Origin of the sequence: Plantibacter sp. M259 (genome assembly GCF_006065115.1) — a bacterium.
Lineage (GTDB): Bacteria > Actinomycetota > Actinomycetes > Actinomycetales > Microbacteriaceae > Plantibacter > Plantibacter auratus.
This window is the reverse complement of record NZ_CP040750.1, coordinates 2204400-2224298: the sequence shown is the minus strand read 5'-3', so window position 1 is coordinate 2224298 and position 19899 is coordinate 2204400. Positions and strand designations below refer to the sequence as shown.

Sequence of the window (19899 nt, the reverse complement as noted above, 5' to 3'; positions counted from 1 at the left end):
GGCACCCGAGGGCACATCACCCGGTGGTGTCGAGGTGCACCGTACCCAGGGGTGAGGCACCGACGGTCAGTGTCCGGGTCAGGACGGTGCGACGAGGCCGGTGTCGTAGGCGAAGATCACGGCCTGCACGCGGTCGCGCGCTCCGACCTTGGCGAGGACCTTGCCCACATGGGTCTTCACGGTCTGCTCCGCGATGAACAGGGTCGCGGCGATCTCGCTGTTCGACCGCCCATGGCCGATGAGGACGAGCACCTCGCGCTCGCGCTCGGTGAGCTCCGCCAGCCGCGCGGTGCCATGCGAGGCACGGGGCTTCTGCGCGGCGAACTGGGCGATCATCCGCCGGGTGACGCTCGGGGCCAGCAGTGCGTCACCGGCCGCCACCACCCGCACGGCGTGCACGAGGTCCTCGGGCAGCGCGTCCTTGAGGAGGAAGCCGCTCGCCCCGGCTTGCAGGGCGTCGTAGACGTAGTCGTCGATGTCGAAGGTGGTGAGTATGATGATGCGAGGGACCTTCGCCGCCGGGTAGCCCGGGCCGAGGATGCGCTTCGCCGCCTCGATGCCGTCGAGCTCGGGCATGCGGACATCCATGAGGATGACGTCGGGGTCGAGCCGCGCCGACAGCGTGACCGCTTCGGCTCCGTTCGCGGCCTGCCCCGTCACCCGGATCCCGTCGTGGGCGTCGAGGAGCGCGGCGAACCCGGCTCGGACCATGGCCTGGTCGTCGGCGATGAGGACGTCGATGGTCACAGGCGGTCCTTCGTCGAGCTGGATCGGGGGCGGGACGGCGTCGAGGTCGGCTCGCCGGTGGGCAGCACGGCCGTCACGAGCCAACCGCCTGCGCCGTCGGGGCCTGCGTCGAGGGTGCCGTCGAGGAGGGCGGCGCGTTCGAGCATGCCGCGGAGGCCGTGTCCGGCGCCGTGCTCCCCCGGGCTCTCTGCAGGACCGTTGTGGATGCGCAGCTGCACCGCGGTCGCGTCGACTCGGACGTCGACGACGATGGGCGCGCCCGGTGCGTGCCGGACCGCGTTGCTCATCGCCTCCTGCACGATGCGGAACGCCGCGATCTGCACGGTCGGCGGGACGGGGACGCCCTCGTCGCCGCGGTGCATCGAGAGGGTGATGTCGGCGCCGACGCGACGCAGACCGTCGGCGAGGGCCGGAAGGTCGTCCAGGCCCTGCTGCGGAGCGAGTTCTGCGACCTGGTCCTCGGTGCGCAGGACGCCGAGCAGACGCCGCATCTCGACGAGCGAGCCGCGCGCGGTGGCGGCGATGTCGTCGAACTCCGCTGCGGCGTCCTCGGCGAGGCCGGGCACGCGGTACTTCGCCGTCGAGGCCTGCACCTGGATCACGGACATGCTGTGCGCGACCACGTCGTGGAGCTCGCGGGCGATGCGGGTGCGCTCCTCGACGAGCACGCGCCGGGACTGCTCGGCGGCGGAGATCTCGCGCTCCCGGGTCAGCTCCTCCCCCACCCGGACGCGTCCGGACACGAGCAGCGCCACGAGGTAGGCCGCCCCGGCGACGGAGGAGGCGACGATGAGGTCGGCGGCCATGGCGGTCGCGTCGGCGGCGGACGGGACGAGGAGTGCCGCGACGAGCGAGCCCGCGATACCGACGAGCAGCGGGATGAGTCCCAGCAGCCAGCCGTGGAGGAAGGTGACGACGCCGACGAACACGGCGAAGGCGATGAGCGCGGGCACCGACCACGGCCACGGCCAGACCGGGTCGTGGTCGGGCGAGGCGACCAGCGGGAGCACGAAGGCCGCAGCGGAGAACAGCACGATCGCGACGCGTGGGAGCACGACGGACAGGAGCGGCGCGCCGCAGATCGCGGCTCCGAGGAGGAACGACGCCGGGAGCACGGTGCCGTAGAGGAGGCTCTGGATCGGAACGAGCACGCTCAGCAGGACGACACCGACGCCCGCGAGGACGAAGAGCCCGACGGTGCGGCGGGAGGTGCCGCGCGCCGTCCTATCCATGAGGGTCATTGTCCCATCAGCGCCAGGGCCGGCGGGTGGTCCTCGGTGTCTGATTCCGCCGCCGCCCCGTCGCCGGCCGGCTCGGACCGCTCACGGCGACGACGACGGACGGCTGCAACCCGGTCGACGACCAGACCGAGGACGAGCGCGACGCCCACACCGAGCACGGAGCTGAGGAAGGGCTGGTCCTCGAAGAGCTTGCCGGCGACGACGCCGATGATCGCGCTGTAGGCGGCCCAGGTCACTCCCCCGATGACGCTGAGCGGCAGGAACCGTCGCCACGGGTATCGGAGAGCGCCGGCGGACATGTTGACCACGACGCGGCCGACCGGGATGTACCGCGCCCCGAGGATCAGCGGGGCGCCGCGACGCCCGAGCGTCCGCCCTGCCCGATCGAAAGCCGCCGCGATCCGGGGACGCCGCATCCACGCGAAGCGCGTCGTGCCGACCCCTCGGCCGATGAGGTAGGCGATGTTGTCGCCGATCGCCGCACCCACGGCCGCTACTGCACAGAGGAGCAGGAGGTTCGATCCGCCGGTCGAGACCGCGACGGCGGCCGCGGCGACGAGCACCGTCTCGCTCGGGATCGGCGGGAAGAACCCGTCGATGACGGCGGTCGCGAACATCACCACGTACAGCCACGGTGAGGTCACTGCGTTGAGGATGAGCTCGTTGATGACGTCCATGCTCCGACGCTACGAAGCGGACGGCGCCGCAGCATCACCCTGGGGTATCGCGGACCCCCTACCCCGGTGGTGTTCTGCGGCGCCGTCGGTGCCGGTCCTCGCCGATGCCGGTCCTAGTCGACGACGGCCGGGACCTTCGGTTCGGCGTGCCCACGCGGGGCGAGCGCTTCGTGCGTGCTGATCTCGTAGGCGTTCTCGGCGTGGAGGACGACGTCCAGGCCCTGCGCCTCCGTCTCGACCGAGACGCGGATGCCCATCGTCTTGTCGAGCACCTTCGCGAGCACCCAGGTGATGGAGAAGGTGTAGACGAAGACGGCGACGATCGCGAGCGCCTGCTTGCCCAGGAGCAGGAAGCCACCGCCCGCGAGGAGCCCCTCTCCACCGCTCGGCGCGAGCGGCACGGCGAGGACACCGATGAGGAGGCCACCGACGACACCGCCGACGAAGTGCAGCGCGGTGACGTCGAGGGCGTCGTCGAAGCCGAGGCGGACCTTGAGGCTGACCGCGAAGTAGCAGACGACCGCCGCGGCGGCACCGATCGCGAGCGAGCCGAGCGGGGTGACCGCACCGCAGGACGGCGTGATGGCGACGAGTGCGGCGATCGCGCCCGAGCAGGCACCGAGGGTGGTGGGGTGGCCGTCGCGCAGCTTCTCGACGACGAGCCAGACGATGACGCCCGCGCAGGTCGCGGCGACGGTGTTGAAGACGGCGACCGCGGCGTTGTTGTCGGCGGCACCGAGGGCGCTGCCGTCGAAGCCGATCCAGCCGACGAAGAGCAGGCCGGCGCCGAGGAGCGTGAGCGGGAGGCTGTGCGCCTTGGGCTGCGACGGGAAGCCGTTCCGCTTGCCCAGGACGATGGCGAGGGCGAGTGCGGCGACCCCGGAGTTGACGTGGATCGCGGTGCTGCCGGCGTAGTCGATCGAGCCGATCGTGTTCGCGAGCCACCCGCCCTGCACGCTGCCGTCAGCGGAGTCGAAGGCGAAGACCCAGTGCGCGACCGGGAAGTAGACCAGCGTCGACCAGACACCGGCGAAGACCATCCACGCGCTGAATTTCATCCGACCGGCGGCCGCTCCGGCGACGATCCCGATCGTGAGACCGGCGAACATCAGGTGGAGTGCGGCGAGCGCCAGCGGCGGCAGCGTGCTCCCCTCGGGGGCGACGAGCAACTGGCCGAGGCCCGGGTACTCGGTGGGGTCGCCGACGAGTCCGAGGCCACCGAGGCTGTCGCCGAAGACCATCGAGTAGCCGAACGCGACCCAGAGGATGCCGACGAGACAGAACGACGCGAAGATCATCATCATCATGTTCATGGTGACGCGACGGCTGACCATCCCGCCGTAGAACATCGCCAGGCCGGGCAGCATCAGCGCCACGGCCACCACCGCCATCAGGAGCCATGCCGTGTTGCCCGCGATTGCAGCCGTGTCCATCCGGACCTCCAGGGTTCGCGCGGGATCCGAAACGGACGACCGCATTTTCAATAGGTCATCCAATTGTCGTGACGACCGGTTTCAATGCAGTATCGAATCCGTTTCGTGTTCGTTACATCAAGCACTCGTGGACTTCCGAATACATTCCGAATATCATTGACGGATGAGCGCTTCGACCTACCTCCCGACACTCAGTCGCCGTTCTTCCGATCTGAGCAAGCACTCGGCCGAGGTCTTCGCCGAGGCCGACGACCACCCCGTCACGGTGACCCGCCGTGACGGCGAGCCACTCGTCCTCATGTCACAGCGTGAGGCCGAAGCCCGCGCTCGCCTCCTGGACTTCGCTGCGCAGCTCATCACCGTGACCCTCGACGACACCGGCGCGCTCGCCGAGCGGATGTCCCGGGCGTTTCCCTGGATGCTCGCGCTCTCGAGCGCGGACCGGGCGACGTGCGCGCAAGACCTCGTCGACGCAGCCCGCGCGTCGATCGCGACTGATCAGCCGCACCTGGCGATCACCCGGCTGACCTCCTGGAAGGAGACGGCCACGGCCCTGGCTGCGGGCCTCGGCGCGGTCGATCTCGTCTGGTTCGAGACCGACGAGGCCGGGCCGGTGGAGCGCCCCTGACCATGGCGGCATCCAAGAGAGGCGCTCTGGTTCCGCGCCCGCCGAAGAAGATCCAGTACGAGATACGATTCGCGACGATCGAGGCCAGCCGCGGGTGGCAGGACCTCGTCGCCACCATTCGGAACTCAATGGCCGACGCCTGGGACTTCCTCACCTCGACGCCGTTGGACACCACGCTCACGAATTACCGACTCATGGGCGATCTCGGCGTCATCACCCGAGCTGGGCGGACGCACGAACGCTGGCAACACAAGCCGACCGCGAAGGGAACGGCGCGCATCTGGTACTACGTCGATGGACGCACCGTCTACCTGGAGCAGGTGCACACGAGCCACCCCAACGAGACGAAGTAGCGGCTCACTCCCCGGCGAGGTCGAGCGCGAGGGCAGCCCGCTCGACGTCGGCGAGCGCAGCGCGGTCGACCAACAGGCTGTGGAGGGTGGCGGAGGCGGTGCGCCGCGCGAAGGCCCTGATGCGGTCCGTCTCGCTCGAACCCTCGGCGGCCTCGACCAGCGGGTACTGCGCGGCGATGTCGCCGGAGCCATAGCGGTAGGCCTTCTGCATGCCCTCGTTGGCGTGCAGTGCGGCCGCTGCCGCCCACTCCGGCGTCTCGCTGCCGCCGAGGACGAAGGATCCCTGCTCCACCCCATCGCGGATGAGCCCGGCGATGAAGGTGAACAGCGTGCGGTAGTCGTCCCAGAACGACGCGAGGTCGTCGGGATGCTCCGCCGCGAGCCGCTCGATCTCGTTGTAGTCGAAGGGCGCCTCGCAGATCGCGACGCCGTCCTCGTAGAGGACGCGGTAGAGCTTCGCGGGAACGTCAGCCTCGATCGGACCGAGGGCCTCCGCAGCGCCGACCGACTGGCGGTTCGAGGCGGCGGTCGCCCGCAGCACCTCGCGCTTGTTCGCGAACCAGTAGTACAGCGAGGACTGCTTCATCCCGCACGCCTCGGCCAGCATCGTCATGCTCGTGCGCTCGTACCCGCGCTCCGCGAACAACCTGGTCGCGACCTGGATGATCTCCTCACGAGGATCCTCTGCGGCGATCCCACTCGCGCGAGGGCGACCGGGCGATGCTCCTGTGCGGCTGGCCATCGATCACCACTCCCTGCTCGCGGACACCTCCGCCAATCCTACGGGCGGGCACGGCAGCTCAGCTCTCGCCCAGCAGCTCCCGCATGGCCGCCTCGATCACGGCCGTCTCGGCCGCACGCACGCCAGGCCGCCCCGCCACATGGCCGAGGTCGGACTCGATGACCCGCACCTCGCTCCGAGGCATCATCGCCGACTCCAGGACGTTGTCCTCGACGGTGAAGTAGAGGTCGGTCGACGACGGCATGACGATGCTCCGCGCGCGCACGCCGCCGAGCGCCGCGGCCAAACCGCCCTCGACCGCTCGCCCGGGATCCGCCCGCTGCCAGGTGCGCAGCATCGCGAGCAGGTCGTTCGCGTCCCACCGCTCGTGGTCGGCCGCCCAGTCCTCGAGGAGGTCGGCGACGTCGGCGTACCCGAGCTCTCGGTAGGTGCCGTCGCGGAAGAACGCCTGCGAGTAGGCCCACCCGCGTACACCGTTCCGAATGCACGGAGTCCGGCCCGCGGCGGTGTCGTGTAGCGGCCGCCGTCGAAGGCTGGATCCGCCCGGAGCGCCGCCTCGACGCCAGCCAGGAAGACAGCGTTGTGGGGCGAACACCGCGCGGCACCGGCGACGGGGAGGAAAGCCGCGACGAGCTCCGGGTACCGCACCGCCCACTCGTAGGCCTGCAGCGCGCCCATCGACCAGCCGGCGATCAGCCGCCAGCGACGGACACCGAGGTGTTCGGCGAGCTGCCGTTGCGCACGGACATCGTCGCCGATCGAGACTTCGGGGAACGCTGCACCCCGCGCCTCCTCAGCCGCGTTCGACGGTGACGTCGAGACGCCGTTGCCGAACAGGTTGACCGAGACGATGAACCAGCGGGTCGGGTCGAGCGCCCGGCCCGGCCCTATCCACGGCTCGTAGCTCCCGTGCGTCCCGGTGTAGTAGCTCGGAAGCAGGACGGCGTTGTCGCCGTCGGCGTTCAGCGCGCCCTGCGTCGTGTACGCGAGCCGCGCCTCCGGGAGGTCCGCGCCGGACTCCAGCGCGAACCTCCCGAGGTCGAGGACCTGGTGCATCGGGATCAGAAGAACTTCAGGTAGCGGGCGGTCTCCCAGTCCGACACGTGCGCCTGGTACTCGTTCCACTCCTGGCGCTTGTAGTCGATGAACGCGTCATACATCGCGTCACCGAACACCGAGCGCGACAACGAGTCGGTCGCGAACTCATCGACCGCTTCGCCGAGGCTGCGCGGCAGCATGCCGATGCCGAGCTGCGCGACCTGCGCCTCGGTGTAGTCGTACATGTTCTCGGTGTGCGGCGCTCCCGGGTCGAGGTCCTCACGGATGCCCTCGAGGCCTGCGGCGAGGATGAGTGCCGCCCCGAGGTACGGGTTGCAGCTGATGTCGGCCGCCCGGCACTCCACGCGCCCGCCCTGGAGCGGCACGCGCAGCATGTTCGTCCGGTTGTTGTTGCCGTAACTCACGAAGACCGGAGCCCAGGTGGAACCCGACATGCTGCCCTGACGTACGAGCCGCTTGTAGCTGTTGACCGTCGGCGCGATGACCGCCGAGAGCGCCGGCGCGTGCTTGAGGACACCGGCGATGAACTTGTAGCCGAGCTCCGAGATGCCGCAACCACGCGGGTCGTCGTCGGTCTCGAACAGGTTCTCGCCGGTCTCGATGTCGGCGAGCGACATGTTGAAGTGCGCACCCGAGCCGCTGCGGTCAGCGAAGGGCTTCGGCATGAAGGTCGCGAAGTAGCCGTGCTTGCGGACGATCTCGTTGGCCATGAGGCGGAAGAACACGGCGCGGTCGGCCATGGTGAGCGCGTCGGAGTAGTTGAAGTCGATCTCGAACTGCCCCGGGGCGTCCTCGTGGTCGAACGAGTACACGCCCCAGCCCATCTCGGTCATCGCCTCGACCAGCTCGGTGAGCCAATCGAGGTTGTCGAGCGCCGCGGTCGCCGTGTAGCAGGGCTTCGCGAGGTCGTCGCGGTCGCTGACCTCGGTCACACCCTCCGGGGTGTCCTTCAGGACGAAGAACTCGGTCTCGATCCCGAGGTTGAAGGTGAAGCCCATCTCGGCCGCCGCATCGAGCTGGCGCTTGAGGATGTTGCGCGACGCCGCCTCGAACGGCTCGCCCTTCGTGTAGAGGTCGCTCGCGAAGAAGGCGACGTCCTTCCGCCACGGCAACTGCACGGCGCTGTCGAGGTCGGGGCGAGCGGAGAGCTCCTCATCGCTGATCGCCTGCGGGAGACCGTCGAGCGCAGCCCCAGTGAAGAGCTCCGATCCCCCGGCCATGCGCTCGAGGTGCGACAGCGGGACGAACTTGGTCTTGATGCTGCCGTGCATGTCCACGAAGCTCGCCATCGCGTACTTGACGCCGGCCTCCTGCAGTCGGGCGCGGACGGACTCCACGGTGGTAACGGTCTCGACGACGGTCATGGGATGCTCCTCCGGTAGCGTCGCTGCCCTCGCCGCGACTCATTTCGATACTGTATTGAAAGTATGCGGGTGTGGAGTTTCGATGCAGTGTCGAAAATGTTTCCGGGGTGTGAACCTGGCGCCGAGGTGCGCTGGAACGCCGAACCGGCGTCCGCCGCGAGTGCGACGGACGCCGGTTCCGGGAGTCGTCGTTACGGGACGATGACCGCGCGACCGCGGATCGTGCCCGCGTGCAGGTCCTCGTAGGCCTTCGGGGCGTCGTCGAGCGAGTACGGCTGCACCTCGACGTCGACCTTGCCCGCCTTCGCGAGCTCGAAGACCTCGATGAGCTCGCTCCGCGAACCCCAGTACGGCACCCGGACGGCGGCGTCGTAGGCGATCGAGCCGAAGCCGATGGTGGCCGAACCGCCGCCGATGCCGACGATCGTCACATCGGCCTCCATGGCGGCGACCGCGGTGGCCGTGGCGATCGTCGGGTTGGCACCGACGAAGTCGAACACCGCGTCGACACCGACCCCGCCGGTCAGCTCGCGGATCTTGCCCGCGGCCGACTCGTCGCTGATGAGGGTGACGTCGGCGCCGACGTGCTTCGCCAGCTCCAGCTTCTCGTCGTTGACATCGAGCACGATGACCGTGGCACCGGAGAGCGCCTTGAGCATCTGAATGCCGACGTGACCGAGACCACCGGATCCGATGACGACCGCGAAGGTGCCGGCTCCGAGCTTCGGCAGGCTGCGCTTGATCGCGTGGTACGGCGTGAGGCCGGCATCGGTGAGGGACACGTTCTTCACGGGGTCGAGGTCGCCGATCGGCACAAGGTGACGCACGTCGTCGACGATCATGCACTCGGCCATCGAGCCCTGGCTGCCGAGTCCGGGAGGACGGATCCCCTCGGCGACGGCGTTCGTGCAGTAGTTCTCCTTGCCCTGCGAGCAGTTCAGGCAGTGACCACAGCCCCACGGCCCGTAGACGGCGACCGCGTCGCCGATCTGCAGGCCCGTCTCGACACCCTCACCGAACGACTCGATGACGCCGGCACCCTCGTGTCCGAGCGTGAGCGGCAGCGGGTACTGCTGCGCGAGGTAGTCCTCCTCGGGGAGGCTCATGACGTAGTCGTCGGAGTGGCAGACACCGGCGGCGGTGACCTTCAGCAGGATCTCACCCGGCCCCGGTGTCGGCTTCTCGATCTCGACGACCTCGGGGGCCGAGCCGATCTTCGTGTACCGCAGTGCCTTCATGGTGAGACATCCTCCTCGAGCGTCGGAACCGCACGCCGCAGTCGCTCACTAAGCGACGTGTGTCAGATAAGTCTGAGGGTTCCAGTATGCGCCTCGATCCGGCGGCCGGCACCCCGTTGACAGCGCTCTGGCACCGACACTCGTCAGCGTCGCTCCCAGGCCAGGACGACCTCGAGGACCTCGGCACGAGACAGCCCGCTGTCGACCTGGAGGACCGGTTGCGGCAGCGTCGCGAGCCAGGCCTCGTGCGACGCCCGACTCCGGCCGTCGAACGCAGGGTCGTCGTAGCCGCTCGCCCACTCGCGAAACTCCCGCCACGCACGGTCATCATGCGGTTCGCCGGCCCGCCGCTCGATCTCTCGGGCCTCCAGACGCCGCAGTCGTTCCACCGGGTCCAGGGTCACGAAGGCGATCGCGTCGCACTCGGCGACGATCTCGTCGCCCCAGCCGGGCATCGAGCCCGACAGGACCCACGCCTCGCGCGGCACGAACAGCTCGCGCATGAGCCGCACCCGCTCCGCGTCCGAACGCTTGGTCACGTAGGGCGGGTCCGTCGGTACCCAGAAGTAGTCGTCGGTGTCGGCGTGCGGGACGGACCAGTGGTCGGCGAGCGCCCGCCCGAGCGTCGTCACGCCACTGCCACTCGCACCCATCACGTGCACTCTTGATCGTCGCATCCGTCCATTCTGACGCGTCGGGCACTGGACAGCTCAGGCGCGGTCGTGGAGGGTCAGCTGGTAGCCGTCGGGGTCGGCGAAGGTGAAGGTGCGACCGAACGGGCCGTCGATCGGCGCCGAGACGATCGTGTGGCCGTCGGCGACGAGGGCGTCGTGGATCTCCTGGACGTCCGTGGCGTGCAGCCAGATCGCCGCGCCGATCCCAGGCTGGGGCGCGGAGGCGAGATCGGTTCCGGCGACGATGTCGCGCAGGGCGAAGGCGGTCGGCGTCGTCTCGAAGACGACCGCATGCGGCGGGCCGGCCTGCGAGCGGACGAGGCCGAGGTACTGCTCATAGAAGGCCTGCGAGGCGTCGAGGTCGGTGACCTGGAGGGAGATGAAGTCCGGTCCGGTGACGGGCATGATGTGGGTCCATTTCTGTCGTGTCAGTTATCTGACACACTGAGCCTATGTCAGAATACTGACATGAGTCAAGACGGGATCGAACTGGACACCTCGCTGGGGTACCTCCTGAAGGAGGCGTCGAGTGCGCTCCGCTCAGCCATGGAGGCGGTGCTGCGACCACTCGGCATGACGATCACGCACTACTCCTGCCTCGAACTCCTCGCCCAGCGACCTGGGCTGTCGAACTCAGAACTGGCCCGCGGCGCCTTCGTCACCCGCCAGTCGATGAACGTGCTCCTGCAGGCCCTCGAGCGCGACGGCTTCGTCAGCCGCCCCGAACAGGCTCCCGTCGGCAAGGCACTGCCGACCCGGCTCACGCCGCTCGGTCGTGAGCACCTCGCGCAGGCGACCGCCGCCGTGCGATCGGTCGAGGTCAGGATGCTGAGCGGCCTGACCGCCGATCAGCAGCGGGAGGCACTCGTCGTCCTGCGGAGCATGATCCGATCACTTCGCGACGACGAGCGCTGAGGCGCCCGTCAGTCGGTGATGGGCAGGGTCTCCACGAACGCCTGGATCCGGTCCGCAACCGTGACCGGCACCTGCCAGGCCGTGAAGTGCGCCCCGCGATCCAGTTCCGTCCAGCTCCGGATGTCGCTGTAGGCCCTTGCCGCGTAGGAGCGCGGGAGTCCGCGTTCGCCCGTCTGCACGGCGACGGCCACAGGCACCTCGATCAGCGGGAGTTCGGGCTGCTTCGGGTGGTCGCGATACGGCCGGAACGATGATCCGATGGTCTGCGTGAACCAGTACAGCGAGACCGTGGTCAGCAGCTCGTCGTCGGTCCACCAGCTGCCGTCGCCCGCCCAGGCGAGGAGCTTCTCCGCGATCCATGCGGCGAGGCCCACGGGCGAATCGTTCAGGGCCGTCGCGAGGATCTCGGGCCTGGTGGCCTGCACACGGGCATAGGCGAGACCGCGAGCCCACTCCTGGTCGTGTCGATCGAGCCAGTCCTGCTCCTCGGCGGTGAGGTCGCGCGCTCGGGACGCCGACGGGAAGGCGGCGTGCGTCGCGAACTGGCCGATGACCGACGCCGGATACAGCGCGGCGAGCCAGTCGCTCGTCGTCGACCCGACGTCCTCGCCGTAGGTGAGGTAGTTCGCGTGCCCCAGCACCTCGGTCATGAGTGCGTGCATGAGTTCGGCGACCACCGGGCCGGTGAACGGCCGGTCCGCGAGGGGCGCCGAGAACCCGTACCCGGGCAGCGAGGGGACGACGACCTCGAAGCCGAGTGTCCGGCCGTCGCCGAGGTCGACCGTGCGTCCTGCGAGTTCCCTCGCCAGCGGCAGCATCTCGATGAAGGAGTACGGCCAACCGTGGAACGCGATCACCGGGACCGTCACCGCGACGCCGTCCGGCGCCGGTAGCCGCGCGACATGCAGCCGCAGCCCGTCGACCTCCGCCTCGAACTGCGGCACCTCCTGAAGCTCGCGTTCGATGCACCGCCAGTCGAAGCCGTCCCGCCAGTGGTCGACGAGCGACCGCAACCGGTCGAGCGAGAGGGCGCTCTCCTCGCCGGCGTCACCGATCGCGGCGGGGAGGCGAACCGCGTCGAGTCGCCGCTGCAGGTCTTCGAGGTCGGCATCGGGCACCTGGATCCGGAACGAACGCATGCGCTCGACGCTAGAGCAGACGTCCGACAGGGAGCACGAGACGAGGGCGCGATGCTGCACAACCCACTGATGACACCGCCCGGCCTGGCGCGTACCATCGTCCGTACCGGGACTTCCCTCCCCCGGTCGTGGCCCAGACCCCGCCGCCGCTTGAGCCGGCACCCGAATGTCTGGATCGCCGCGGCGGGGCTGGGACCATGTACGGCAGTTCGGATATCCATCTTGCGAACAGACGGGGCGTTCCGCCGACGCGCGCCGGGCCCGGCACCTACGATGTTCCTACCGGGCTCCCTCGCCCGGGTGTGGCCCAGACCCCGCCGCCGCTTGAGCCGGCACTCGGGTGCCTGGAGCGCGGCGGCGGGGCTGGGACTATGCGCCGGCGACCACCCGCAGGATGCGCCGCCGGTCTCGCATCAGGACCGGTAGTGCGCAGCCAGGCGCTCGAGGCCCTCGTCGATCGAGACCGCCGGCGTCCAGTGCAAGGCCGCGCGGGTCTGGCGCTGGTCGAACCAGTGGGCGGTCGACAGCTGTTCCGCGAGGAAGCGCGTCATCGGCGGCTCATCGGCGCCGGGGCGGATGCTCCACAGGCGCTCGACGAGTCCGCCGGCAGCTCGGGCGACACCGGCGGGGACGCTGAAGGTCGGCGGCTTCACGCCAGCAGCACGGCAGATGCCCGCGAGCAGCTCGCCGACCGGACGCGGCTCGCCGTTCGTCACCACGAACGCACGACCGTGTGCCGTCTCGGCGTGTTCGAGCGCCGCCGCGATGGCCGACGCCGCGTTCGCGACGTACGTGCTGTCGATGAGGGCGGTTCCGTCGTCGAGCAACGGCAGCCGGCCGCGGCGTGCGCGGTCCACGATGCGCTCGACGAGCTGCGGGTCGCCCGGACCCCAGACGAGGTGCGGCCGCACGACGACGACCGCGAAGCCGCGACGGTCCCGCGCGAGGGCGTGCAGTTCGCCCTGCGCCTTCGTCCGCGCGTACTCCCCGCGTGCTGCGTCCGGGTCGGCCGGTTCCGCACCGACACCCACGAGCGCCGAGCCACCGTGCGCGACGGACGGCGAGGAGATATGGACGAACCGTGAGACACCCGCGGTCTCGGCCGCGTCGAGGACGACCTCGGCCCCGGTGACGTTGACCCGCTCGAACTCCGCCGGATCACCCGCCAACGAGACCTTCGCGGCCAGATGCACGACCGCGTCGACACCGTCCATCGCCGACTCGACGACGGCTGCGTCGGTGATGGATCCCCGCACCTCCTCGACGTCGGTGAGCGCGGACGGCCCACGCTGCAACACCCGGACGCGATGTCCACCGCGGAGCATCTCGAGGGCGACCTCGCGGCCGAGCATGCCGCTCGCGCCGGTGACGAGGACGGTCACGGGGCGCTCAGCCGTTCACCGGCCAGGATGCCTTCCGCCCACACCGACAGGCGGGTGCGGTCGATCTTGGAGTTGTGGCGGATGTCGGTCGGCAGCTCGGGTACGACGAACACCGCGACGAGCGGCTGCGTCGAGGCGTCCCGCACCTGCGCTGCGAGCTGGGCCTCGGCGAGCTGGACCCGCTTCGTGCCCGTGGTCGTCTCGACGATCGCGACGCACTGGCGGAGGCCCTCTGGGCCGACGCCCACGAGGGCGGCGCGGCGAACGAGCGGCACCGTCTCGATCGCCTGCTCCGGTCCGACCGGAGCGATCGGTCCGTCCTGGGTCGCGATCACGTGCGGCAGACGGCCCTCGATCCAGAGGCGGCCATCGGTGTCGAGATGCCCGACATCGCCGGTGCGGTGCCAGCGTCCGTCATCGGCGACGTTGCGGACGGCGGCCCGGTCGGTCAGCCAGAGCCGGTCGTACTGCGACTTGAGGTGCTCGGCCGAGATGATGACCTCGCCGAGGCGATCCGCGTCCTGCGTCGGCGTACCCGTGGCGCGTCCGGCCTCGTCGAGCGGGCTGATGCGCACGTCGACACCGCCGATGGGCGTCCCGACGCACACACCCGTGTGCTCGGTGTCCTCGTCGGGCAACGTGTCGAGGGTGATGTCCGAGACGAGCAGACACTCGGTCATGCCGTACACCGCGTGCGCGGACGCGTTGGGCAGGAGGCCCACGAGTGCCGTCAGGAGCTGTCGGCTGACGGGCGCGCCCGTCGAGAGCACGGTCCTGACGCCCTGGAGCGCCTGACGATCCGCACCGTCGAGCGCGTCGGCCGTCGCGACCACGTTCAGGATCGCGGCCGGCGAGAGGAACACGATGTCGGCGTCCGTCTCGGCCACGGCGGCAGCGACCGCTCGGGCGGTGAGCGTCCGGGGCGCCGAGATGTCCATCTCCGGCGTCGAGGAACGGGCTCCGAGCGCCGGGCCGAGCAGCGCGAACGGCGCGAACCCGGTGACGAGGCCCGAGTCGGCGGTGATCGCGAAGTGCTCCGAGAGGACGTCGCGCAACGACGACAGCTGAGCGTGGGTGTACTTCACGCCCTTCGCCGGGCCGGTGGATCCCGAGGTGTACAGGATCGCCGCGAGGTCGGTCGGGCCGGGTTCGCCGGGCAGCTCAGGCGTCGTACGGGCGTCGAGCAGGTCCTTGAGGCTGTACGAGACGCCGAGGGCCGCCGCGGTCGCGCCGGGGAGGCGGGCCGCGGAGATCTTCACGCCCGGCCAACCAAGCGCACGCGCGGCGGCGAGCCCCTTGGTCTCGCCGATGACGTACGCGGGCCACGCGCCTCGGACCGCACGGTGGAGGCCCTTGACGCCGAGACCGGCGTCGGCGACGACCACGACCGCACCGATGCGCAGGCAGGCGTAGATCACGGCTGTGAGCGTGGCGCCAGGCGTGACGAGCAGCGAGACGCGGTCGCCGCGCCGGACACCGATGCGGTGCAGGCCGGCGGCCAGGCGTGTCACGCGGTCGTCGAGTTGCCGCCAGCTGACGCGACGGGCCGCACCCGAACCGCGCTGTTCGACGATCGCATCGCTGTCGTCGGTGCGCCGCTCGTCCAGTCGCCGCCAGAGCGGTTCGAAGCCGGCTTGCTCGGTCGTGGCGGCGGCGGACTCCAGCGGAGCTACTTCGACCGGCGCACCGTGCGGCAGCCGGTCGTCGAGCCAGGTGAGCAGCGACTCCGCGACCGGGGCGTCCTCGATGACGAGGTGCCCCGCGCCGGCGAAGCGGTGGACCTCGGCGTGCGGGAGGCGGTCGGCGAGGTCGGCGAGGTAGCGGTCGCTGAAGATCGGGTCGCGCGGACCCCACAGCATGAGGGCCGGGACGCGGAGCTGGGCGACGTCGTCGGCGAGGCGCTCGAGGCGAGGGAAACTGACATGCTCCGGGGTCGCCGGGATGTCGGCGACGAACGCGCCGATGCCGCGACGGCGCGCGGGCGCGGAGTACGGGCTGCGGTACGCATCGCGGACGTCGCGGTCGAGCGGCGGCGACGCGAGCGACAGTGTCGTGTCGAGGAAGGCGGTGGTCTGCACCGAGCCGGCGCCGAGCATGCCGCGAGCGCCGGCGAGCCGCAGGGGCGCGGGGATCGGGGTGCCCTCCGGGTGGTGCACGGCCGTGTTGAGCAGCATCGAACCGACGAGGAGCTCCGGGTGCTCGGTGGCCCAGCCGAGGGAGATGACGCCGCCCCAGTCGTGACCGAGGGTGACGACGGGACCGGTGAGGCCGAGCGCGTCGGAGAAGGCTGCGAGGTCGGCGATCCGCTGTTCGAGCGTGCGGGTGACCTCGGTGCGCTCCGACCAGCCCATCTCGAGCTGGTCGACGGCGACGACGCGCCAGGCGGTCCCGCCGGCGTCGGCCTGCTCGACGGACCGGGTGATGAGCGAGCGCCAGAGGTACGACCAGGTCGGGTTGCCGTGGACGGCGAGGATGGTGCCGACCGGCTCGACACCGGCTTCGCTGAGTGCGTCGGCGGTGTCGAGGTAGTGCCAGTTCCTCGTCACGCCGTCGTCGGCCAGGCGACCGGGGACGTCGATGCGGTGCGAGTACCGCGCGGGGAGGCCCGGCAGACCCGCGGCGCGCACGCCCATGGTCCGCAGGCCGACGTTCGCGGCGACCGTGCCCGCTACCACGCGAGTTCCATGAGGCCGGTGTTCAACCCCGAGCCGACGCCCATGAGGAGGACGCGGTCGCCCTTGTTCAGCGTCGACTGCTGGTCGGCGAGGGTGATCGGGATGGAGGCCGGTCCGACGTTGCCGAGGTAGGGATAGGTGACCGGCACGCGGCTGCGGTCGAGCGAAGCGGCCTTCACCATGGAGTCCGTATGGATGGACGACACCTGGTGGGTGATGTAGCGGTCCATCTTCGACCACCGCCACGAGTCGCCGGCGGCCTCCTTCCACGCGGAGACGACGAGGTCGAGCCCGCCCTTGAGGAGTGCTCGGGCATCGGTGAACATGCCGTCGACGCTGCCGACGCAGAGGTGGTTGAACTCCGTCGCAGCGCGGGTGACGCCACCGAGGATGCGGTGTCCCTCGGGGTGACGGTCGGCCGGCCCGATGACGGCGGCGGCGGCCCCGGAGCCGAGAGTGAGGGAGGCGAACTCGCTCATGAAGTCGTCGCGATCGATGGTGCTGCCGCTGAGGCGCTCGATGGTGTTGGCGTGCACCTCGCTCGCGTCCTCGCCGTTGACGATGAGCGCGTACTCGATCTGGCCGGACTCGATCATCGCGGCCGCCATGGTCATGCCGGTCACGAAGCCGAGACAGGCGTTGGCGATGTCGAAGTTGATGGCCGAGCTCGGCAGGCCGAGGCCGTCGTGGATGCGGACGGCGACGGAGGGCTCGAGGTGCTGCCGCGTCACCGAGGTGTTGATCATGAGCCCGATCTGGGACGGCGAGATGCCGGCCTCGGCGAGCGCACGGCGACCGGCCGACACCGTGGCGTCGTCCGAGTTCTCGCCGGGTCCCCAGTGTCGTCGCTCGACCACACCGGCGACGCGTCGCAGGATGCCCTTCGGGAGGCGGGCGCGTTTCATCGCGGCCGCGAGGCCCTCTTCGATCTCGACCGAGGTCACCACTGCGGACGGCAGCGTGCTCGCCACCGACAACATGGCCACATTGTCGAATCGGGTAGTTGCGTTTCCGGTCACGATTCCTCCGTGCCTCTGACCAGGCAGTCTTGACCGCCAGCGTCTGACGGTACTCCTCTACCCTGAACGTGGACGAATCGTGTCCCCGTTGTTGACAGCGGGCGTCCAGCCGGACAGCGCGCGGGGCGTCCGCCTAGGCTGGTGGGCGCGGCCCATTCCGCCGGTGCCGCTCGATCGGAGGATGTCACGATGGTGGTCCGGCCCTACTGGTTGAAGCGTGCGAGCATCGAGGACTTCGAGGCGGCCTACGACCCCGAGACCTGGCCCTCGTACACCGATTCGACCGGGCTGCCGCTGTTGGCCGAGGCGATGTCCAACCAGGATCCGGCGACGCGCGCGTTCATCGCCGGGCGGCTCCTTGACGACGGGGCGGATGCGACGGTCGTCCTCGACGAGGGGTACACGCTGCTGCACGTCCTGCTGGCGCAGCGCGCCCGGGACCCCGAGGTCGACCCTCCGCTCGTCCGTCGCCTCATCGCCGCCGGTGCCGACGTGAACCGGCCCGCCGGACGACACCAGCGCCGCCCGGTGGAGGAGGTCGACCACCCGAAGCTGTCCGAAGCGGAGCTCGAACCCTACTACCGTGCGTTCTTCGACCAGCCGGGCCTCGAGCTCCTCGCGCCCGACCCGCACGGGCACTCGGTGCTCGACCGGGCCCGCTCGAGTCGCTTCCGGCGGCCGCAGCTGTTCGACCTGGTGACGGCGTATCTGGATGCGGCCGGACTCGCCCCCGCCACCGAGGCGGTGACCCGCACGGCGACCTGGCAGAACCTCGACGAGCTCCGAGCCGTCTACACCCCAGGCCTCGCGTCCGCGGTCGACGAGAACGGCGACAGCCTGCTCCACGCCGTCCTGCGCAATCCCGACCTCACCGTCCGCTCCACGTTCGTCCCGCAGCTGCTGGCCGACGGTGCCGACGTCGCCCTACGCACCGCCGAGGGCGACAGCGTCCTCCACCTCGCGCTCGACCGCTCCGGCGCGCGGGACGCCGAACAGGACGCCCGGGTGCTCGGCGCACTCATCACCGCGGGTGCCGACGTCAACGCGTCGTCACCGGCGAACGGTGTCCCGCTGACCGCACTCGCCGGGCAGGGCAACTTCCCCGAGAACCGACTCGAACCGCTGTACGACGTGCTCCTCGCCGCGCCTGGCCTCGACCCGGCCGTCGTCCTCGCTGACGGCCGGACCGCGCTCGACGTCGTCCGCACGGCGCGGCCTCCTCGTCCGGTGCTCCTCGCCCGCCTCGAGGCCCCTGCCGTCTGACACCGGAGCCGACCGACCGTGGGAGCCGCGATCCCTGAATCGGCATTGTCGTGCGTTCACATCCCCGCAGTAGCCTGTGGGGATGACCACCCGCCGCACCCTCGACCAATCCTCCAAGCTGAAAAGCGTCCTCTATGAGATCCGGGGGAAGGCCCTCGTCGAGGCCGTGCGTCTCGAGGCCGACGGGCACCGCATCCTGAAGCTCAACACCGGCAACCCCGCGATCTTCGACTTCGAGGCACCGCACCAGATCGTGCGCGACATGATCGCCGCACTCCCCCACTCCCACGGGTACAGCGACAGCCGCGGCATTCTCTCCGCGCGTCAGGCCGTCTCCTACCGCTACGAGGAGATGGAGGGGTTCCCCCGGGTCGATCCGGAGTGGGTGTTCCTCGGCAACGGCGTCTCCGAACTCATCACGATGACGATGCAGGCCCTCCTCGACGACGGCGACGAGGTCCTCATCCCCGCGCCCGACTACCCGCTGTGGACCGCGATGACGAGCCTCGCGGGTGGCACGCCGGTGCACTACCGCTGCGATGAGGAGGCGGACTGGGCGCCCGACATCGAGGACATCCGCTCCAAGATCACGCCGAACACCAAGGCGATCGTCGTCATCAACCCGAACAACCCCACGGGTGCGGTGTACTCCCGCGAGGTGCTGGAGCAGATCGCCGGAGTCGCACGCGAGCACGGGCTGCTGCTGCTCGCCGACGAGATCTACGACCGCATCCTGTACGACGACGCCGTCCACATCCCGATGGCGACCGTCGCCCCCGACCTCCTCTGCCTCACCTTCAACGGCCTGTCGAAGACCTACCGGGTCGCCGGCTACCGCTCAGGATGGCTTGTCATCACCGGACCCCGCGACCACGCGCGCGGCTTCCTCGAGGGCATCAACCTCCTCGCGTCCACGCGTCTGTGCCCGAACGTGCCGGCGCAGCACGCCGTGCAGGCGGCGCTCTCCGGCGTGCAGTCGATCGACGCCCTCATCGCCCCGAGCGGCCGCCTGCTCGAGCAGCGCGACGCCACCTGGGCCGGCCTCAACTCGATCCCCGGCGTCTCCTGCACCAAGCCCATGGGTGCGCTCTACGCCTTCCCGCGCCTCGACCCCGAGGTCCACGAGATCCACGACGACGAGCTGCTCGTCCACGATCTGCTCGTGGCGGAGCACATCCTGCTCGTCCAGGGCACGGGCTTCAACTGGCCGGACCCCGACCACCTGCGGGTCGTCACCCTGCCGGAGGAGCGCGTTCTCACCGACGCGATCGAGCGGCTCGGCAACTTCCTGTCGTCCTACAAGCAGTAGCGCGACAGCAGGACATCAGCGCGGTAACAGGATGTTGTCGA

General features: G+C 70.1%; 19 protein-coding genes and 1 pseudogene. 5 read left to right on the top strand and 15 right to left on the bottom strand.

Going from position 1 to position 19899, the window contains the following annotated elements; translation table 11 throughout:
• Window positions 1–78 precede the first annotated feature (78 nt).
• The 4 genes from FGL15_RS10285 to FGL15_RS10270 all read right to left on the bottom strand — a co-directional run bounded on the left by FGL15_RS10285 (window position 79) and on the right by FGL15_RS10270 (window position 4098).
• Window positions 79–747 (bottom strand): response regulator transcription factor, encoded by a 669-nt coding sequence (locus FGL15_RS10285; protein ID WP_138945953.1) that lies wholly within the window; start codon window positions 745–747, stop codon window positions 79–81.
• Window positions 744–1979 carry a sensor histidine kinase gene (locus FGL15_RS10280; RefSeq protein ID WP_240773499.1) on the bottom strand — a complete coding sequence of 412 codons (1236 nt, stop codon included), beginning with the start codon at window positions 1977–1979 and terminating at the stop codon, window positions 744–746. Before FGL15_RS10280 ends, FGL15_RS10285 begins: the two co-directional genes overlap by 4 nt.
• 5 nt (window positions 1980–1984) lie before the next feature.
• Window positions 1985–2665, bottom strand: a complete 681-nt coding sequence (locus FGL15_RS10275; protein WP_138945951.1) for a DedA family protein — start codon at window positions 2663–2665, stop codon at window positions 1985–1987.
• A gap of 113 nt (window positions 2666–2778) precedes the next feature.
• Window positions 2779–4098 carry an ammonium transporter gene (locus tag FGL15_RS10270; RefSeq protein WP_138945950.1) on the bottom strand — a complete coding sequence of 440 codons (1320 nt, stop codon included), beginning with the start codon at window positions 4096–4098 and terminating at the stop codon, window positions 2779–2781.
• Between the two features lie 163 nt (window positions 4099–4261).
• On the opposite strand from FGL15_RS10270, the gene FGL15_RS10265 reads away from it, so the two are divergent.
• Together FGL15_RS10265 and FGL15_RS10260 are read left to right on the top strand one after the other, a co-directional pair.
• Window positions 4262–4726 carry a prevent-host-death protein gene (locus FGL15_RS10265; RefSeq protein WP_138945949.1) on the top strand — a complete coding sequence of 155 codons (465 nt, stop codon included), beginning with the start codon at window positions 4262–4264 and terminating at the stop codon, window positions 4724–4726.
• Between the two features lie 2 nt (window positions 4727–4728).
• Window positions 4729–5079 (top strand): hypothetical protein, encoded by a 351-nt coding sequence (locus tag FGL15_RS10260; RefSeq protein WP_138945948.1) that lies wholly within the window; start codon window positions 4729–4731, stop codon window positions 5077–5079.
• Between the two features lie 4 nt (window positions 5080–5083).
• Here the strand turns inward: FGL15_RS10260 and FGL15_RS10255 are convergent, their stop codons facing one another.
• The 7 genes and pseudogenes from FGL15_RS10255 to FGL15_RS10230 form a co-directional block, all read right to left on the bottom strand.
• Window positions 5084–5821 carry a TetR/AcrR family transcriptional regulator gene (locus FGL15_RS10255; protein ID WP_138945947.1) on the bottom strand — a complete coding sequence of 246 codons (738 nt, stop codon included), beginning with the start codon at window positions 5819–5821 and terminating at the stop codon, window positions 5084–5086.
• Window positions 5822–5879: 58 nt separating this feature from the next.
• The gene (locus FGL15_RS20895) at window positions 5880–6416 is read right to left on the bottom strand and encodes a hypothetical protein (protein ID WP_240773498.1); all 537 of its coding nucleotides are present in this window, start codon (window positions 6414–6416) and stop codon (window positions 5880–5882) included.
• 20 nt (window positions 6417–6436) lie between these two features.
• Window positions 6437–6877: pseudogene (locus FGL15_RS21505) on the bottom strand (alpha/beta fold hydrolase); the annotation flags it as partial.
• Window positions 6878–6882: 5 nt separating this feature from the next.
• A complete protein-coding gene (gene glnT / locus FGL15_RS10245) occupies window positions 6883–8244 on the bottom strand; it encodes a type III glutamate--ammonia ligase (RefSeq protein ID WP_138945946.1) in 1362 nt (453 codons plus the stop codon).
• A 191-nt stretch (window positions 8245–8435) separates the two neighbouring features.
• Window positions 8436–9482: an NAD(P)-dependent alcohol dehydrogenase gene (locus FGL15_RS10240; protein ID WP_138945945.1), complete on the bottom strand. Its 1047-nt coding sequence runs from the start codon at window positions 9480–9482 to the stop codon at window positions 8436–8438.
• Between the two features lie 143 nt (window positions 9483–9625).
• Complete coding sequence (locus FGL15_RS10235) at window positions 9626–10159, bottom strand: hypothetical protein (protein WP_138945944.1); 534 nt, start codon at window positions 10157–10159, stop codon at window positions 9626–9628.
• A 33-nt stretch (window positions 10160–10192) separates the two neighbouring features.
• The gene (locus FGL15_RS10230; RefSeq protein ID WP_138945943.1) at window positions 10193–10561 is read right to left on the bottom strand and encodes a VOC family protein; all 369 of its coding nucleotides are present in this window, start codon (window positions 10559–10561) and stop codon (window positions 10193–10195) included.
• Window positions 10562–10624: 63 nt separating this feature from the next.
• Between FGL15_RS10230 and FGL15_RS10225 the strand changes: the two genes are divergently transcribed.
• Window positions 10625–11071, top strand: coding sequence for a MarR family winged helix-turn-helix transcriptional regulator (locus FGL15_RS10225; RefSeq protein WP_138945942.1), 447 nt, complete (start codon window positions 10625–10627; stop codon window positions 11069–11071).
• Window positions 11072–11079: 8 nt separating this feature from the next.
• Here the strand turns inward: FGL15_RS10225 and FGL15_RS10220 are convergent, their stop codons facing one another.
• The 4 genes from FGL15_RS10220 to FGL15_RS10205 all read right to left on the bottom strand — a co-directional run bounded on the left by FGL15_RS10220 (window position 11080) and on the right by FGL15_RS10205 (window position 17247).
• The gene (locus FGL15_RS10220) at window positions 11080–12210 is read right to left on the bottom strand and encodes an epoxide hydrolase family protein (protein WP_138945941.1); all 1131 of its coding nucleotides are present in this window, start codon (window positions 12208–12210) and stop codon (window positions 11080–11082) included.
• 413 nt (window positions 12211–12623) lie between these two features.
• Entirely contained in the window at window positions 12624–13592 is a 969-nt protein-coding gene (locus FGL15_RS10215; RefSeq protein WP_138945940.1) for an NAD(P)-dependent oxidoreductase, read from the bottom strand.
• The gene (locus FGL15_RS10210) at window positions 13589–16267 is read right to left on the bottom strand and encodes an alpha/beta fold hydrolase (protein ID WP_370281627.1); all 2679 of its coding nucleotides are present in this window, start codon (window positions 16265–16267) and stop codon (window positions 13589–13591) included. Before FGL15_RS10210 ends, FGL15_RS10215 begins: the two co-directional genes overlap by 4 nt.
• Window positions 16261–17247, bottom strand: coding sequence for a 3-oxoacyl-ACP synthase III (locus FGL15_RS10205; protein WP_194718740.1), 987 nt, complete (start codon window positions 17245–17247; stop codon window positions 16261–16263). The genes FGL15_RS10210 and FGL15_RS10205 overlap by 7 nt, the downstream gene beginning before the upstream one ends.
• Window positions 17248–17475: 228 nt before the next feature.
• Between FGL15_RS10205 and FGL15_RS10200 the strand changes: the two genes are divergently transcribed.
• Both FGL15_RS10200 and FGL15_RS10195 read left to right on the top strand, forming a co-directional pair.
• Complete coding sequence (locus tag FGL15_RS10200; protein ID WP_138945939.1) at window positions 17476–18549, top strand: hypothetical protein; 1074 nt, start codon at window positions 17476–17478, stop codon at window positions 18547–18549.
• 82 nt (window positions 18550–18631) lie between these two features.
• Window positions 18632–19858: a pyridoxal phosphate-dependent aminotransferase gene (locus tag FGL15_RS10195; protein WP_138945938.1), complete on the top strand. Its 1227-nt coding sequence runs from the start codon at window positions 18632–18634 to the stop codon at window positions 19856–19858.
• The last annotated feature ends 41 nt before the right edge of the window (window positions 19859–19899 follow it).

Excerpts from the sequence above, each read along its gene's own strand:
- FGL15_RS10280 (WP_240773499.1), bottom strand. The coding sequence starts at position 1,979 with ATGGATAGGACGGCGCGCGGCACCTCCCGCCGCACCGTCGGGCTCTTC.
- FGL15_RS10275 (WP_138945951.1), bottom strand. The coding sequence starts at position 2,665 with ATGGACGTCATCAACGAGCTCATCCTCAACGCAGTGACCTCACCGTGG.
- FGL15_RS10270 (WP_138945950.1), bottom strand. The coding sequence starts at position 4,098 with ATGGACACGGCTGCAATCGCGGGCAACACGGCATGGCTCCTGATGGCG.
- FGL15_RS10265 (WP_138945949.1), top strand. The coding sequence starts at position 4,262 with ATGAGCGCTTCGACCTACCTCCCGACACTCAGTCGCCGTTCTTCCGAT.
- FGL15_RS10260 (WP_138945948.1), top strand. The coding sequence starts at position 4,729 with ATGGCGGCATCCAAGAGAGGCGCTCTGGTTCCGCGCCCGCCGAAGAAG.
- FGL15_RS10255 (WP_138945947.1), bottom strand. The coding sequence starts at position 5,821 with ATGGCCAGCCGCACAGGAGCATCGCCCGGTCGCCCTCGCGCGAGTGGG.
- glnT (WP_138945946.1), bottom strand. The coding sequence starts at position 8,244 with ATGACCGTCGTCGAGACCGTTACCACCGTGGAGTCCGTCCGCGCCCGA.
- FGL15_RS10240 (WP_138945945.1), bottom strand. The coding sequence starts at position 9,482 with ATGAAGGCACTGCGGTACACGAAGATCGGCTCGGCCCCCGAGGTCGTC.
- FGL15_RS10235 (WP_138945944.1), bottom strand. The coding sequence starts at position 10,159 with ATGCGACGATCAAGAGTGCACGTGATGGGTGCGAGTGGCAGTGGCGTG.
- FGL15_RS10230 (WP_138945943.1), bottom strand. The coding sequence starts at position 10,561 with ATGCCCGTCACCGGACCGGACTTCATCTCCCTCCAGGTCACCGACCTC.
- FGL15_RS10225 (WP_138945942.1), top strand. The coding sequence starts at position 10,625 with ATGAGTCAAGACGGGATCGAACTGGACACCTCGCTGGGGTACCTCCTG.
- FGL15_RS10220 (WP_138945941.1), bottom strand. The coding sequence starts at position 12,210 with ATGCGTTCGTTCCGGATCCAGGTGCCCGATGCCGACCTCGAAGACCTG.
- FGL15_RS10205 (WP_194718740.1), bottom strand. The coding sequence starts at position 17,247 with ATGTTGTCGGTGGCGAGCACGCTGCCGTCCGCAGTGGTGACCTCGGTC.
- FGL15_RS10200 (WP_138945939.1), top strand. The coding sequence starts at position 17,476 with ATGGTGGTCCGGCCCTACTGGTTGAAGCGTGCGAGCATCGAGGACTTC.
- FGL15_RS10195 (WP_138945938.1), top strand. The coding sequence starts at position 18,632 with ATGACCACCCGCCGCACCCTCGACCAATCCTCCAAGCTGAAAAGCGTC.